We start from the raw sequence: 15705 nt of genomic DNA on the forward strand, positions 1-15705 counted from the left end.
GTATGAACGGATTAGTTGTGTAACCGCGCTTCGATCTCTGCTCGCAGGCCATCGATCAGCTTTGCGTTGCATATCGCCCGATCCGCTTCCTCATCGCAGATGGCGAGGAACAGCTCACGCTTGAACTGTACGATCTCGCCTTCCGGCAGGTGATCGGGCAGGGTCGAGCAGACGAGGTCGACCATCCGTTCGGCTCCGTGCAGCCGGCCCCAGAGATAGTCGTTTTCGCGATAGGCGCGGCTGAAAAAACCGCCGAAGTTGAAGAACTCGGTGCCGCGCAAGGTGGCGCTGGTGCCACCTGGGCGGATCGAGCGGGCATCTTCCGGGCTGATGCGGTCCACCTTCACTGGGTCGAACTCGGTCAGCCCTTCGTTGCGCAGCAGCGGCAAGGTAGCGACATCGTAAAACGGAAAGCCGAGATAGGCCATCAGCACCCGGCGCCGGAGGTTGGGGGGCATCGCGTCCAGCGCATCGGACAGGATCTGCTCGGCGGCAAGGTCTGTCGCTGGAAGGTCGCGCGCCTTTGCCAGCCAGTCGAGAGCTTCGCCCGGTTCGTCCATCGCCCTTCCAGCGATCAAGCCGAACTCCGGCCCCAGCGGCTCGGCGCTCTCGTGTTCGAAGTAGAGTGACAGCGCGCGGTAAATCGCGTCGCGTGCCTCTTCGAGCCCCTCGTCGTCCAACTCGGGATCAGCCTCCCAGTCGCGCGAGAGCCGCCGCGCAATCAGTCGCAGGCGGCGAATGCGGAAGGCCAGATCGTGCGCGCGCAGAAAGGTGATAGCGTCTTCCGATGCGCCCGTGCCCTTTTCCGCCGCCAGCGATGCAAGGCCGCGCCGGTCCAGCTCGCTGCGAATCCGCGCGGCCAGCTCCTCGATATCTTCGCCGCCGGGCTCGCCAAGTCCCGCACAAAGCAGGCGCGCGAGCTGCTCGACCACCAGCGCCATCTTAGCCTGGGCATAGGACTGAAACGCATAGCCCGCCTGTTGGGCTGCCGCCTGCTGCGCCTTGGTGCGCCAACTGGCAAGCCGTTTGGGCGTGGGGCGGTCAAGAAACAGCGTGCGACCGAACAGCCTGTCGACCACCGCCTCGATCTCGGGTCGGAGCGTATGCACCATCTGTCGCAATCGCGCGGCCTCGCGCGATTGCCGTTCGAGCTGTTCGAGGTTGTCGCGGATCGGCTGCTCGCGCGGGATCGTCGAAAGCGAGCCGAAGATCGCGGAGAAGAAACCGACTGGCTGCGTAATGTCATGTTGCAGCGCTCTGACGCGGTCGGGGCGAGGATCGATATAGGCGATCCGGCGGTCGACCTCGCGCTGTGCCGGGCGCGCGGGCAGGGCGTTTATCGCGCTGCGAAAAGGCGCATTGACCAGCACCGAACCGTCAATCAGCGAAACCTGTTCGCTTGTGCCCTGATCGATGTGGCTGGGCATGATCCGGCGCAGGAAAGCCTCACGTCCCGGCCAACCGCCTTCTCCAGCGGTGCGTTCGACCATGTCGTCGATCTCAGCCAGGCGCAGCGGCGGGAAGGCACCGGGAAAGCTAGCGGTGGCGCGCGCGGCAAAGGTCAGTTCGCAGCGTTCGGCCAGGTTCTGGCCCGACGCGGCGGGAGTGCGCTTGCGGAACCCGATCGGCATGCGGTGCTCGCTTTCCTCCACCACTGGCGGGCTGTTCATCCGCAGCAGCTCGCGGTGGCCGCGAAAGTCGGTCGCGGTAACCACCAGATCGAGCGGATGGCCAGGCGGCAGCAGCGGCTTGCTGGCCGGGGCCGCTGCCATTGCCTCCAGGGCATCGTGGATCAGACGCGAGAAGTGCGGGCCGGAGAAGGGCGGCTCGAACCAGCGCCCCCGCACCAGATGCGACACCTTGCGGCGGACTTCGGCGCGCGTTTCCGGCGCGACGCTTTCGCTCACCGCGCTATCAGGCTGGCGCAGCATGTAGAGCACAACGGGCATGAACCAGAATTTGGCGGCCTTCGACCACGGCCGCGCCTCAGGTGCGATCAGCTCCTCGACGTCCGCATTGTCGAGCCACAGTTCGGTCAGCGGTTCAAGGCTCTGGCCCGAATGGATAGCCTGGGCGAGGAACACCGCGTTGATCCCGCCCGCGCTGGCCCCTGTCAGAATGTCAGGCAACACCCTCAGGCGCAGGCCGCATTCCTCTTCGATCTGGCGGAGCCAGCGCTGCCATACCCTTTCGACCGGCCCGGAGGCGGGTTCGTGCGCGTGATATGCGCGGCTGGCGCGGGCGAGCTTCCACAGTTCTTTGGTGACGCCATGCATATAGACCGCAAGGCTCACCCCGCCATAGCACACCAGCGCGATCCGCAGTTCCTTCTGCCGCATGACATGGTTCCTGCCAGATGGTGCGGGAATTGGCTAGGAGTGCTTGCGTTCCGTTTTCGTTCCGGTTAGCGCATTTAGATGGCCAAGCCGAAGAAACGCTATGTCTGTTCCGAATGCGGCAGCGTGTCGACGCGCTGGCAGGGACAGTGCCCCGATTGCTCGGAGTGGAACACGCTGGTGGAAGAGGTGGGCGAGACAAAGTTCGCCGCCCGGCACGATCTGTCGGGAGGCGGGCGCACGATCCGCTTTGAAACACTCGATGCGCCAACCGCGCCGTTGGAGCGCCGGACCACGGGCCTTGCCGAGTTCGACCGCGCACTGGGCGGCGGTATCGTTCCGGGCAGCGCCATCCTGATGGGCGGCGAGCCGGGCATCGGCAAATCGACCCTGTTGCTGCAGGCCGCCGCGCGGATCGCCAAGGCGGGTGGTGAGGTCGTCTATATCAGCGGCGAGGAAGCGACCGGCCAGATCCGCATGCGCGCGTCGCGCCTCGGTGTTTCCGACAGCCCGTTGAGGCTTGCCGCAGCCACTTCGGTGCGCGATATTCTCACCACGCTGGGCCACGGCGCGCCGCCGCAACTGCTTATCGTCGATTCGATCCAGACGATGCATTCGGATCAGATCGAAGGCGCACCCGGCACGGTCAGCCAGGTGCGCGCCTCGGCCTTCGAGCTGATCCGCTATGCCAAGGAACAGGGCTGCTGCCTCGTGCTGGTCGGGCACGTGACGAAAGACGGCAATATCGCGGGGCCACGCGTGCTTGAGCACATGGTCGATACCGTGATGAGCTTCGAGGGCGAGCGCAGCCACCAGTATCGTATCCTGAGGTGCCTGAAGAACCGTTTCGGCGCGGTCGACGAGATTGGCGTGTTCGCGATGGAAAGCGAGGGGCTGGCCGAAGTCGCCAATCCTTCCACGTTGTTCCTCTCGGGCCGGGAGGAAGCGATAGCGGGAAGCGCAGTGTTCCCCGCCATTGAGGGTACACGCCCGGTGCTGGTCGAGATTCAGGCGCTGATCGTGCGACTGCAATCGGGTGCGACGCCCCGGCGCGCGGTGGTGGGCTGGGATTCGGGCCGCCTAGCCATGCTGCTGGCGGTGCTCGAATCGCGCTGTGGGCTGAGCTTCTCCACCGCCGAGGTCTATCTCAATGTTGCGGGCGGCTACCGGCTGACCGACCCGGCGGCCGACCTTGCCGTGGCCGCCGCGCTGGTCTCAGCGCTGGCCGACAAGCCTCTCGCTGCCGACAGCCTGTGGCTGGGCGAGCTATCGCTTTCGGGCGATGTCCGACCCGTCGCCCATGGTGCGCTGCGTTTGAAGGAGGCCGAAAAGCTTGGTTTTCGCCGCGCTACCGGCCCCGAAATGACCGGGCGGGGCAAGAGTGCCCTTACTTATGGCGCGATAGCCAGCGTCAACGCGCTCGTTGACCGGGTAATGGGCGCGGCCTAGATTTCTGGCTATGGTCGGGTTCGACATAATCGTTCTGGTGATCGTGGGCCTCTGCGCGATCGGCGGCTTCCTGCGCGGCTTCGTGCAGGAGGTGCTGTCGCTTGGCGCTTGGGCGGTGGCGATCCTCGCGATCCGCTTCCTGCATCCTGACCTGACCGCGACGATCTATGCCTTCATCGGTTCCCCCACCACGGCGGCCATCCTTGCCTTCGCGCTGTTGCTGCTGGTTCCCTTGGCGGTGGTCAGGTTCGGCGCGCAGTGGCTGGGTCGGAGGTCGCGCGCGTCGGTGCTTGGCCCGCTTGATCGGGTGCTGGGTTTCGGGTTCGGTGCCTTGAAGGGTGTGGTGATCACCGTGATCGCCTTCTCGCTTCTGGTGCTGGGCTATGACATGGTGTGGGGAGCAGCGGGGCGGCCGCTGTGGATCGTCGAGGCGCGCAGCTATCAGTTCGTCGATGCGTCGTCGAAGGCGCTGGTGGAAATCATCGCCGAACGCCGTGCCAGCATGGCGGCCAGCGAAGGCGAGGGCAATCTGTGAGCGCGGAGAAGCTATATACCCCGGATCTTCTCGCAGCGACGCTCGAACTGGTCCACTATCCCCCACTCGAGAGCGCTACGCTGCGCGGCGATGCGCGGTCACCCACCTGTGGCTCCACGCTGGCGATGGACCTCATGCTTGCGAGCGACGGCAGCCTCGAGCGGATCGGCCTGACAGTGCGTGCCTGCGCGGTGGGACAGGCCTCGGCGGCGGTGTTTGCACGGCACGCGGCGGGACGCAGCGACGCCGAAATCCTCGCCACTGCCGAGAGGTTCGCAGCCTGGCTGGAGGACGAAGCGCCTATTCCCGGCTGGCCCGACATGACACTGATCGCCCCCGCGCAATCCTATCCGGCGCGCCATGGCGCCATGCTATTGCCCTGGAAGGCAGCAATCACCGCCCTTTCTCCTCACTCCGGTGCGCGCTAAGCCCGTACCAGAACAGGGAAACGAGGGGATAATCATGGCAACCAGCGCCGCCGCAGCGCATCACGAGCCGAGCAAGAGTGAAATTCGCATGGTCATCGCCGCATCAAGCGCGGGGACCGTGTTCGAGTGGTATGACTTCTTCATTTACGGCACCCTGGCCGTGTTCATCAGCCAGGCGTTCTTTCCCACCGGTAATGAGACGCTCTCGTTGCTTCTGACCTGGGCGGGCTTTGCCATCGGCTTCGGCTTCCGGCCACTGGGCGCGATCCTATTTGGCTACCTCGGCGACCGGCTCGGGCGAAAATACACGTTTCTGGTTACTGTGACGCTGATGGGGATCGCCACCGCTGGCGTGGGCTTCGTGCCCAGCGAGGCGAGCATCGGGATTGCCGCACCGATCATCATCATCGTGCTGCGAATCGCGCAAGGTCTGGCATTGGGCGGGGAATATGGCGGCGCGGCGATCTACGTGGCCGAACACGCCCCTGCCGACAAGCGCGGATTGTACACCAGCTTCATCCAGGCAGCGGTGGTAGGCGGCTTCGTGCTGAGCCTGATCGTCGTGCTCGGCTGCCGGTTCCTGATCCCTGCCGATGCCTTTGCCGAGTGGGGTTGGCGCGTTCCGTTCCTCATTTCGATCGTGCTGCTCGCCGTGTCGCTGTGGATGCGGCTGAAGCTCAACGAGAGCCCCGTGTTCCGCGCGATGAAGGAAGAGGGGGAAATCTCGCACAATCCGTTGCTCGAAAGCTTCACCTATCCCGGCAACAAGAAGCGCATCTTCATTGCCCTGTTCGGGGTCGCCTGCGGCCTAACCATCGTGTTCTACACTGCATTCTTTTCCACCCTCACGTTCCTGAAAGGGCCGATGCGGGTGGATGACACTGCGGCCGAGCTGATCGTGGGCCTTTCGTCGCTATCCGCTGTGGCGGCGCTGATCTGGTTCGGCCATCTGTCGGACAGGGTAGGGCGCAAGGCGCCGATCGTCTGGGGCTATGCGGCGTGCCTCGTGCTGCTGTTCCCGCTGTTCTGGGGCATCGGAGCGCTGGCCAACCCGTCGCTCGCCGAGGCGCACCGGTCAGCCCCAATCACCATCGCCGGGCCCGATTGCCATTATGATCCGCTGGCCGCCGAGCAGGCCAGCGAATGCGGACGCCTGATGGCGGAGCTGACCGACAAGGGCATCCCCTATTCCATCGGCGAGGAAGCGGCGCTGTCTTTTGCTGTCGGCGATGCACGGCTGAACCTGGACGCTGAGCCGGGAAGCGAAAGCAATCGCGCGCAAATAGCCGATGCGCTCGCGGCGCAGGGCTATGATGGGGCCAAGCAGATTCCGCCGGTTCTCAACATTGTCGGTATCGTGACCATTCTCGTGGTGTTCGGCTTGCTCGTCGGGGCAACCTATGGCCCGGTCGCGAGTCTGCTCGCGGAGATGTTCCCGCCGAAAATCCGCTATTCCTCGATGAGCATTCCCTACCATATTGGTGCGGGCTATTTCGGAGGTTTCCTGCCGTTGATCGCGGGCTATATCGTGGCGCGCAGCGGCGACATTTACGCCGGTCTGTGGTACACTTGGGTGTTGCTGGTGGTCGCTCTGGCGACCGCCTGGTGGGGCCTCAAGGGCGGCCCCCCACGTGACTTCGCCGATGACCACTCCTGAACTGCCTCCGCCAACCCTTCGCCTCAAGGTTGACCGTGCGGCGCTGGCTTCCAACTGGCGCGCGCTTGACCGCCTATCGGGCGGCGCGGCGGCGGGCGCAGCGGTCAAGGCAGATGCCTACGGATTGGGCGTGGCGAGCGTTGTTCCCACGCTGCTCGATGCTGGCGCGCGGCAGTTTTTCGTAGCGCACTGGAGTGAGGTTGCTGCGGTGCTGGCGGCGGGGGCTGCGCCCAATCAGCTTGCGGTGCTGCACGGGGTGAACACGCCCGCCGATGCCGCCTATGCTCGCGAGACGGGCGTGCGTCCGGTGATCAACTCGCTGCGTCAGGCGCAGCTCTGGCACGAGGCTGGCGGCGACCATTGCCACCTTATGATCGACACCGGCATGAACCGGCTCGGCCTGCCGCCAGGCGACATTGGCGACCCGGCGATTGCTGCGCTGGATATCGACATCGTCATGTCGCACCTTGCCTCGGCGGAGGACGAGACCGACCAGAGCGCGCAGCAACTCGCGCTGTTCGAGAGCGCCAGAAGCGGGGTCGCAGCCCGCCGCGCGAGCCTTGCCAACAGCGCAGGGATCGCGTTGGGCAGTGCCTATCACTTTGACCTCACCCGCCCCGGCCTTGCGCTTTATGGCGGTGTACCGTGCGATGCACTGGCCAGTGAACTGACGCAGGTTGCCTTTCCACAGGCGATGGTGATGCAGATCCGCTCCGTGCCGACAGACGGCCTGGTAGGATACAACGCCACGTTCCGCGCACCCCATCCCATGCGAACGGCCACGCTGTCGCTTGGATATGCCGACGGTATCCTGCGCTGCTGGGGCGAGGGCGGAGCTCTGTCGCACGAGGGCCGTACCCTCAAGATCATCGGGCGGGTCTCTATGGACATGATCGTGGTCGACAGCACCGATGCGCCAGACCTTGCCGAGGGTGACTTCTGCGACCTGCCGTATAACCTTGTGGCGGCAGCACAATCCACCGGCCTGTCGCAATACGAACTGCTGACCCTGCTGGGCAATCGTTTTGCACGCTAAAAATATCGTTGCGCAATTGCCAGCCTCATGCTGCAAGTGCTAAAGCTGGTGCGCCGCACAATGGGATGCAGGTCGCGAAGAGGATTGTCGCCCGATGGCAGATGAATCGAATACCGCCGATGACACCATCATCATCAAGAAGTACGCCAACCGGCGGCTCTACAACACCAAGTCGTCGAGCTACATCACGCTTGACGATCTGGCCAAAATGACGCGCAACGGTGTCGATTTTCAGGTGCTCGATGCCAAGACGGGCTCCGACATCACCCATTCGATCCTCACCCAGATTATCATGGACGAAGAAAGCCAGGGCGAGCAGCATATGCTGCCGGTCAGTTTCCTGCGGCAGTTGATCGGGATGTATGGCAATTCGATGCAGGCCATGATGCCGAGCTATCTCGAAGCCTCGATGGAAACCTTCCGCGCCAATCAGGCCAAGCTGCAGGAAACCTTCAGCGCCAGCGTCGGTCCGCAGGCTTTCGCCAAGCTGGCCGAGAACAACATCGCCATGTTCGAAGCTGCCACGCGCGCTTTCATGCCCAAGGCTGGCGAAGAGACGTCTGTCGATGCTGCCTCATCGGGCGAAGATCTCGAGGCGCTCAAGGCGCAGATGGCGGCGATGCAGGCCAAGCTCGACAAGCTCGGCGATTAGTCCGGAGGGCAAGCTGGCTCTCGACTTGGCGAGGCTTCCTCGCCATGGGGGCGGGATTGATTCTCAGCCAGATTGCAGGATTTTCCGACTATGCCCGCCATACGCCACGCCCTGAACACCAAGCGCGAAGACGACTTTGCTGCATGGTATCAGGAGGTGATTTCCGCCGCCGACATGGCCGAGGAATCGGGCGTGCGCGGGTGCATGGTGATCAAGCCCTGGGGCTACGGCATCTGGGAGCGCATCCAGCGCCTGATGGACGACCGGATCAAGGCTGCGGGTGTTCAGAACTGCTATTTCCCGATCTTCATTCCACTGGCGAACTTCACCCGTGAGGCCGAGCACGTCGAGGGGTTTGCCAAGGAAATGGCCGTGGTCACGCACCATCGTCTGATTTCTGATGGCAAGGGCGGGCTGATTCCCGATCCCGCCGCCAAGCTCGAAGAGCCGCTGGTGGTGCGGCCGACTTCGGAAACGATCATCGGCGATGCCATGGCGCGCTGGATCCAAAGCTGGCGCGACCTGCCGATGCTTACCAACCAGTGGGCCAACGTGGTGCGCTGGGAGATGCGCACCCGCATGTTCCTGCGCACCAGCGAATTCCTGTGGCAGGAGGGCCATACTGCGCACGAGGGCCGCGATGATGCCCTGGCCGAAACGCACCGCGCGCTCGAAATGTATCGCGCCTGCGCCGAGGACGATCTCGCCATGCCGGTGGTGGCGGGCGAGAAGCCGGAGAACGAGCGCTTCCCCGGCGCGGTTGAGACGTGGTCGATCGAGGCCATGATGCAGGATGGCAAGGCGCTGCAGGCGGGCACCAGCCACTATCTCGGAACCAATTTCGCCCAGGCGGCCGGCATCAAGTATCAGGACCGCGAGGGCACCGAGACGCTTTGCCACACCACCAGCTGGGGCGTTTCCACCCGACTCGTGGGCGGTGTCATCATGACGCACGGTGACGATGATGGCCTGCGCGTGCCGCCGAAGATTGCGCCGCACCAGATCGTCGTTCTGCCCATGCTGCGGGACAAACCCGAGGACGAGCCGCTGCTAGCCTATTGCGAGGAAGTGCGCGCGGCGCTGGCCGGGCTTTCCGCGCTGGGCGAGCCGGTCCGCGTGTTGCTCGACAAGCGGCCAGGCAAGGCGGCGGCGAAGCGCTGGGATTGGGTGCGTAAGGGCGCTCCGGTGATTATCGAGGTCGGCTCGCGCGACATGGAAGGCGGGAAGCTGGCCGTGCTGCGGCGTGATGCGATCTGGAACATGGAAACGGGCAAGAGCGCCTTCACCTACCCCCAGCGCGAGGACTTTGTCGCCGGGGCAGCTGATCTGCTGGTCGAGATCCAGCAGGCGCTCTATGTCGAGGCTGCCGAGCGGCGCGATGCGAACATCACCCGCGGAGTAACCTCGATGGATGAGGTTGCCGCGCACTTTGCCGAGGATGTTAAGTATCCGGGTTGGCTCGAAGTGCAGTGGTCGAAGCCGACCGGAGCCGCGCTGGACAAGGTGGTCGAGCAGCTGAAGGCGCTGAAGCTCACCCTACGCAATGTGCCGCGCGATGCCGAACCGGCGGACGGAGCCTGCATTTTTACCGGCGGGCCTGCGGTCGAGCGGGTGCTGGTGGCGCGGGCTTACTAGCCGCCCACCAATTCCGCTCATCCTGAGCTTGTCGAAGGATTGTCCTTTACTTCAAGCCTCTTGCGACACCGAAGAGAAAGCAGCCCTTCGACAAGCTCAGGGCGAGCGGGGTGTGGGGATCAGTCCACCAGCCCCTTTTCCAGCTCCTCGCGATAGGCATCGAGGCTCACGTCGCGGCCCAGAAAATCGCGCAGCAATTCGGAGGCAGGCTTCGTCCCGCCGGGCGCAAGCACCGCACGGCGATAGTCGGCCGCCGTTTGCGGGTTGCGCAGGCCCTCGGCGGTGAAGCGGGTGAACAGGTCGTCGGCGATCACCTTCGACCAGCGATAGGTATAGTAGATCGCCGAATAGCCATCGAGGTGGCTAAATGCGTCCTGAAACTGCACGTAGTCGGGCATCGGCGCCATCAGATACTCGTTCGCCCAGCCGCGCGTGGCCGCGCCCAAATCCTCGGGCACCGGCCGCATGTGGAACTGCAAGGAGACATTGGTGTAGCCAAGCTGCCCCATGTCGCCCGCGCCCTGATCGAAATAGCGCGCGGCGTTCATCTTATCGACCAGCTCGCGCGGTATCGTCTCGCCTTGCGCATTGCGGGCGAAGGTCGCCAGCGTGTCGTAGTCGTAGACCCAATTCTCCAGCATCTGCGACGGAGCCTCGACGAAGTCCCACTCGGTGGAAATGCCCGCATGGCCGAACCACTGCTGCGTGCCGCCAAACATGCCGTGCAGCATGTGGCCGAACTCGTGCAGCAGGGTGGTTACGTCGCCGTGCTCCATCAGGCCGGTCTCGTGCATGCCCTTGGGCAGGTTCTGCACCAACGCGCCGACTGGCACCTCGTCAGCCTCACCGGGGACGCCGGGATAGATCGGGATCATATTGGCGTGGGTATATTTGCCGGGGCGCGGATGGTTGTCAAAATAGAAGCGGCCGATCACGGTGCCATCGGCATCGGCCATCTCGTAGGTCTCCACATCCTCGTGCCAGACGGGCGTATCCCAGTGCGAGATGGTGACGCCGAACAGGTCTTCGGTCAGCTTGAGCACGCCGTCGCGCACCAGATCATAGGTGAAATACTGGCGCGCTTCCTGCGGGTCGTAGGAATAGAAATACTCCTGCGCCTTGGGGGCGAGCCAGCCGCTTTCCCAATAGCGGATCTCCGTCGCGCCGGGGCGATATTGCTGCAACACCTCAAGGTTGCGAGCATAGTCACGCTCGGCCACCGGGCGGGCGATGGCGGCCATGTCGGCAATCAGCGTCTCGACCTTCTCGGGCGTGTCGAGCATCTTGTCCTCAAGCACCAGCGCCGCGTAATTCGGGCGGCCGAGCAGCTCGGCCAGCTCCTGCCGCAGGGTGAACATCCGCTTCAGCAGCGGATCGTTCTGCGGATAGGCGCGCTGGGCATAGACTTCCGAGAACCGGCGGCGCAGTTCGTCGCTGTTCGCATAGCGCATTACCGGGCGATAGTCGGGGTAGGCAGTGGTGAGCGTGATGAGGCCATCCTCGCCCGTCGGGTGCGCGGCGAGGAAGTCGGCGGGCAGGCCCTCCAGTTCTTCGGGCCTCACTGTAATCTCACGCTGGTCCTCGGCGATGTTGCGCGCGAACTCGGTGGAGATTTGCGACAGCTCCTCGTTAATCGCCTGCGCTCGCGCCCGACCGGCATCGTCCAGCGCAACACCCGCGCGGCGATATTGGTCGAGCACTTCATACAGCATGAAGCGCGCCTGATCGTCGGCCCCTTCGGTGGGGATCGCGGAGAGCCGGTCGTAGATCGGGCGCGAGAGGTTCAGTTCGCTGTCTACCGTGGAGAGCCGTACCTGACAGGCCGCGCCTGCATCGCGCAGCTCCGGTGTGCCGAGCACCTGCTGGTAAAGCGTGAACTCGCCTTGCCCGGCATTGATGAGCGCTTTCATCTGGTCGTAAGCGGCGAGCGTGGTCTCTATGGAGGGTTGGCCTTCGCCGCGTTCGAGAAGCGCCCGGCGCGCCGCAATGGCCTCCATGTAGCTATCGCATTTGGCGTCAATCTCGGCCGGATCGGCAGCATCGGTGAGGATCGACCCCATGATCGCGCGCGTTTCGCTGGCGCTGGCAGGGGCGGTGAGGGAAGTGCTGGCAATGGCGACTGACATGACGAACGACTTCATAGTTGGCCCCGCGACGGTGAAAAGAGATAAAGCCGTTTCATTGGAAACCTTGCTCCGATGCGTCAAGTGTGGGACGCCCGCATTCGAGAGCATTTCACGAAGGGATCGACCAATGCGCTACTTCGCTCTGCTGGCGGCTTTGGTGGCCGCTCCAGCCTTGGGGCAGGCCTCGCCCGAGCGGTTGCGGAGCGATGTCGCGACTCTGGTTGGCTTCGGCACGCGTCATACCTTGTCGGAAACAGACAGCGACACAAGCGGCATCGGTGCAGCTCGGCGCTGGGGCCGGGCGCAGTTCGAGCAGACGAGCGCAGCGTGCGGCGGGTGCCTTGAGGTGGTCGAGCCCGAGCGAGTCTTCACCGGCAACCGCATCCCCGTTGGCGTGCTGATCCGCAACGTGGTGGCGATCCAGCGCGGCAGCGAGCGGCCCGACGAGGTCGTGATCATCATGGGTCATATCGACAGCCGCGCCTCCGACGTAATGGATGCGGTGAGCGACGCTCCCGGAGCGAACGACAACGCCAGCGGCAGCGCGCTGGTGCTCGAAGCGGCGCGAGTGCTGAGCAAGCAGCGCTACCCCTCGACCATCGTCTATGCGCTGCTTTCTGGCGAGGAGCAGGGGCTCTACGGCGGGCGGCTGCTGGCCGACTACGCGAAACAGCAGGGCTGGACGGTGAAGGCGGCGTTGAACAACGATATCGTCGGCGGCTCCTGCGGGTCGGACGGGGTTTGCGACAATGCCCATGTGCGGGTGTTCTCCGAGGGCCTGCGCGCCGATGCCAGCGAGCAGGACGCGGCCCGGATGCGCTCGCTCGGCGGACAGGACGACAGCCCCAGCCGCAATATCTCGCGTTGGCTTGACGGGCTGGCCGACGACTTCATCGGTGGGCTCGACGTGCGGCAAGTTTTCCGTGCCGACCGGATGGGGCGCGGCGGAGATCACCTGCCGTTTCTCGAAGCGGGCTTTCCAGCCGTGCGCTTCTCGGTCGCCATCGAAGACTACGAACACCAGCATGAGGATGTGCGGGTCGAGAACGGGGTCTCGTATGGCGACACCGTCGACGAGATGGACTTTCCTTATCTCGCTAGCGTGACAGATCTCAACATCCGTGCCGCCGACAGGCTAGCGCAGGCGCCAATGCCGCCAGTGGTTTCGGCTGACGGGCTGGTCCGCCCTGACGTGCTGCTCGAATGGGAGCCGGTGGCGGGGGCGACGCTTTACCGTATCTGGCGCCGGGCGACCGACCAGCGCGATTGGCAATGGCGGATGGACCTGCCGGCTGACCTTGCGGCGGACCTCAATTCCGTTGTGCTCGCGCCCGATCGCGGCGACGACTGGATCTTCGGCGTCAGCACTGTGGCCTCGGATGGGGCGGAAAGCCCGGTCTCCAGCGCCGTGCCGGGTGGCCAGTTCGCGCCGCTGCCGGTGGTGGAGTAGTCCCACTTTCCGCTCGCCCTGAGCTTGTCGAAGGGCCGCCCTTCCTTCACAGCGGCCACAAAGACACCCACGTGGGCTTCGAAAAGCTCAGCCCGAACGGATATTTGATGTGAACAAGAAGCCCTCCAAGCGCCGCGCCGGCCTGCCCAGCAAAGAGCAGGTCATGGAATTCATCCGCTCGTCCGAAGTGCCGGTCGGCAAGCGCGAGATCGCCAAGCACTTTCGCCTCACCGCGCAGGACAAGATCCTGCTGAAGGCGCTGCTCAAGGATATGGCCGAGGAAGGCCTGATCGACGGCAAGAAGAGCGCCTATCACCGCATGGGCGGCGTGCCCAAGGTGACGGTGCTGCGCGTGGTCGATATCGAGGGCGGCGAGGCCATCGCCATTCCGGACACCTGGCAGCCTGACGATGGCGCCCCACCGCCGCGCCTGCGGGTGCTCGAAAAGAAAGGCCGCTTCGCTGCGCTGCGCAAGGGCGATCGGGTGCTCGCGCGCACCGAGGAGGCCGGGCGCGGCATGGTCGCGCACCCGATGAAGAAGTTGCCCACGCGCGAGGACTCGCTGCTCGGGGTGATCGAACTGGATAACGCGGGCGGTGTCTGGCTGGCGCCGGTGGACAAGCGTATCCGCAATTCGACCCGTGTCTCGGATCGCGGGGAGGCCGAAGAGGGGCAGCTGGTGTTGGCCGAGCCGGTCGGGCGCGGTGCGCGCTCGACGGCGAAGGTGGTCGAGGTGCTGGGCGATCCGCTGGCGCCGCGCAGCTATTCGCTGATCGCGATCCACAAGCACGGCATCCCGAACATTTTCCCCGAGGAGACGCTGGCTGAGGCCCAGGCCGCCGCGAAGATCCCGCTCAGCGAGGACAAGCGCGAAGACCTGCGGCACCTGCCCATCGTCGCCATCGACCCCGCCGACGCCCGCGACCATGACGACGCGATCTGGGCCGAACCCGATGACAAGGGCGGCTTCCGCGCCGTGGTAGCGATTGCCGACGTGTCGTTCTATGTCCGCCCCGGCGGTGAGCTGGACCGCGAGGCGAGGAAGCGCGGCAACTCGGTCTATTTCCCCGACCGGGTGGTGCCGATGCTGCCCGAGGTTCTCTCGGCCGATGTCTGTTCGCTCAAGGAGGGCGTGGACCGCGCCGCGATGGCCTGCCACCTGACGATCGCTCCGGACGGCAAGATCACCGACTGGCGCTTCACCCGCGCGCTGGTACGAATTTCCGAGGTGATCGCTTACGAGGATGCGCAAACGCGGATCGACGAGGGCAAGGCGACTGAGAACCTGCAACACCTCTGGGCCGCGTGGAAGCTGCTCGCGGCAGCGCGCGATTCGCGTGATCCGCTTGAGCTTGACCTGCCCGAGCGGCGCGTGGTGCTCGATGCCAAGGGGCGCATTGCCGATATCGTCGTGCGCGAGCGGCTCGATGCGCACCGCGTGGTCGAAGACTTCATGATCTCGGCCAACGTTGCCGCGGCCAAGGCGCTGGAAAGCAAGGCCTCGCCCGTGGTTTACCGCGTTCACGAGCCGCCCACCCGCGACAAGCTGATCGCCCTGCGTGACTATTTCGACTCCATCGGCAAGAATCTCGCGCTCGGTCAGGTGATTACGCCTGGCCTGTTCAACCGGATGATCAAGGACGTGTCCGATCCCGGCGAAAAGGCATTGGTGATGGAAGCCGTGCTGCGCAGCCAGACACAGGCCTATTACGGGCCGAAAAACGCGGGGCATTTCGGTCTGGCGCTCGGCTCCTATGCACACTTCACCTCGCCGATCCGCCGCTATTCCGACCTGCTGGTCCACCGCGCGCTGGTCGATACCTTCGGCCTCGAACAGCCTGCGCCCAAGGGCTCTATCCCCGACAAGTCCGGCCTTGCGGAACAGGATCGGGGCGACCTCTCAAAGATCACCGATGCGATTTCGCAGACCGAACGCCGCGCGATGGAGGCCGAGCGCGACACCATCGACCGCTATGTCGCGGCTTGGCTGTCGGGCAAGGTCGGCGAGGTGTTCCGCACCCGCATCACGGGGGTTCAAAAGTTTGGCTTCTTCGCCACTATCGTCGAACTGGGCGGCGACGGGCTGGTGCCGGTCTCCACGTTAGGCCGCGAATATTTCTCGCATGACGAAGGCGGCCACCGGCTGGTCGGCGAAGACAGCGGGACCGTCTATGCGGTGGGTGACGTGCTCGAACTTCGGCTGGCCGAGGCGAACCCGCTCACCGGCGCGCTGAAGTTCGAACTGCCTGAGGGCGGCTATGGCGGCAAGCGGGTGGAACCGCGCGGCAAGCGACCGGAAAAGAAGGTGCGCCACAATCGCGACAAGCAAGGTAAGCACCAGGTCGGCCAACGCGGGCGGCCGGGCAATATCCGCCACCAGGGGCGCGGCAAGAAGAAGTAG

Annotated in this window: 11 protein-coding genes; 9 read left to right on the forward strand and 2 right to left on the reverse strand. The window is 64.6% G+C overall.

Annotated features, from left to right (window positions below):
- Positions 1 to 11: 11 nt before the first annotated feature.
- Positions 12 to 2339, reverse strand: coding sequence for a patatin-like protein (locus tag ABDJ38_RS08345; RefSeq protein ID WP_346784628.1), 2328 nt, complete (start codon positions 2337 to 2339; stop codon positions 12 to 14).
- Between the two features lie 78 nt (positions 2340 to 2417).
- On the opposite strand from ABDJ38_RS08345, the gene radA reads away from it, so the two are divergent.
- The 7 genes from radA to ABDJ38_RS08380 all read left to right on the forward strand — a co-directional run bounded on the left by radA (position 2418) and on the right by ABDJ38_RS08380 (position 9728).
- Positions 2418 to 3785 (forward strand): DNA repair protein RadA, encoded by a 1368-nt coding sequence (gene radA / locus ABDJ38_RS08350; protein WP_346784629.1) that lies wholly within the window; start codon positions 2418 to 2420, stop codon positions 3783 to 3785.
- Between the two features lie 10 nt (positions 3786 to 3795).
- Positions 3796 to 4320 (forward strand): CvpA family protein, encoded by a 525-nt coding sequence (locus ABDJ38_RS08355; RefSeq protein ID WP_346784630.1) that lies wholly within the window; start codon positions 3796 to 3798, stop codon positions 4318 to 4320.
- Complete coding sequence (locus tag ABDJ38_RS08360) at positions 4317 to 4748, forward strand: iron-sulfur cluster assembly scaffold protein (protein WP_346784631.1); 432 nt, start codon at positions 4317 to 4319, stop codon at positions 4746 to 4748. The genes ABDJ38_RS08355 and ABDJ38_RS08360 overlap by 4 nt, the downstream gene beginning before the upstream one ends.
- Positions 4749 to 4782: 34 nt before the next feature.
- The gene (locus tag ABDJ38_RS08365) at positions 4783 to 6405 is read left to right on the forward strand and encodes an MFS transporter (protein WP_346784632.1); all 1623 of its coding nucleotides are present in this window, start codon (positions 4783 to 4785) and stop codon (positions 6403 to 6405) included.
- The gene (gene alr, locus ABDJ38_RS08370) at positions 6392 to 7441 is read left to right on the forward strand and encodes an alanine racemase (protein ID WP_346784633.1); all 1050 of its coding nucleotides are present in this window, start codon (positions 6392 to 6394) and stop codon (positions 7439 to 7441) included. The genes ABDJ38_RS08365 and alr overlap by 14 nt, the downstream gene beginning before the upstream one ends.
- Before the next feature lie 94 nt (positions 7442 to 7535).
- Entirely contained in the window at positions 7536 to 8093 is a 558-nt protein-coding gene (gene phaR / locus ABDJ38_RS08375) for a polyhydroxyalkanoate synthesis repressor PhaR (RefSeq protein ID WP_346784634.1), read from the forward strand.
- 90 nt (positions 8094 to 8183) lie between these two features.
- Positions 8184 to 9728 carry an aminoacyl--tRNA ligase-related protein gene (locus ABDJ38_RS08380; protein WP_346784635.1) on the forward strand — a complete coding sequence of 515 codons (1545 nt, stop codon included), beginning with the start codon at positions 8184 to 8186 and terminating at the stop codon, positions 9726 to 9728.
- A gap of 119 nt (positions 9729 to 9847) precedes the next feature.
- On the opposite strand, the gene ABDJ38_RS08385 is transcribed toward ABDJ38_RS08380, so the two are convergent.
- Positions 9848 to 11869, reverse strand: a complete 2022-nt coding sequence (locus ABDJ38_RS08385) for a M3 family metallopeptidase (RefSeq protein WP_346784636.1) — start codon at positions 11867 to 11869, stop codon at positions 9848 to 9850.
- Between the two features lie 112 nt (positions 11870 to 11981).
- Here ABDJ38_RS08385 and ABDJ38_RS08390 point away from each other — a divergent pair, with 112 nt between their 5' ends.
- Positions 11982 to 13304 (forward strand): M28 family peptidase, encoded by a 1323-nt coding sequence (locus tag ABDJ38_RS08390; protein WP_346784637.1) that lies wholly within the window; start codon positions 11982 to 11984, stop codon positions 13302 to 13304.
- 100 nt (positions 13305 to 13404) lie between these two features.
- Positions 13405 to 15705: a ribonuclease R gene (gene rnr / locus ABDJ38_RS08395; RefSeq protein ID WP_429771099.1), complete on the forward strand. Its 2301-nt coding sequence runs from the start codon at positions 13405 to 13407 to the stop codon at positions 15703 to 15705.

This window comes from Aurantiacibacter flavus, assembly GCF_039710615.1.
GTDB classification, from domain to species: domain Bacteria; phylum Pseudomonadota; class Alphaproteobacteria; order Sphingomonadales; family Sphingomonadaceae; genus Alteraurantiacibacter; species Alteraurantiacibacter flavus.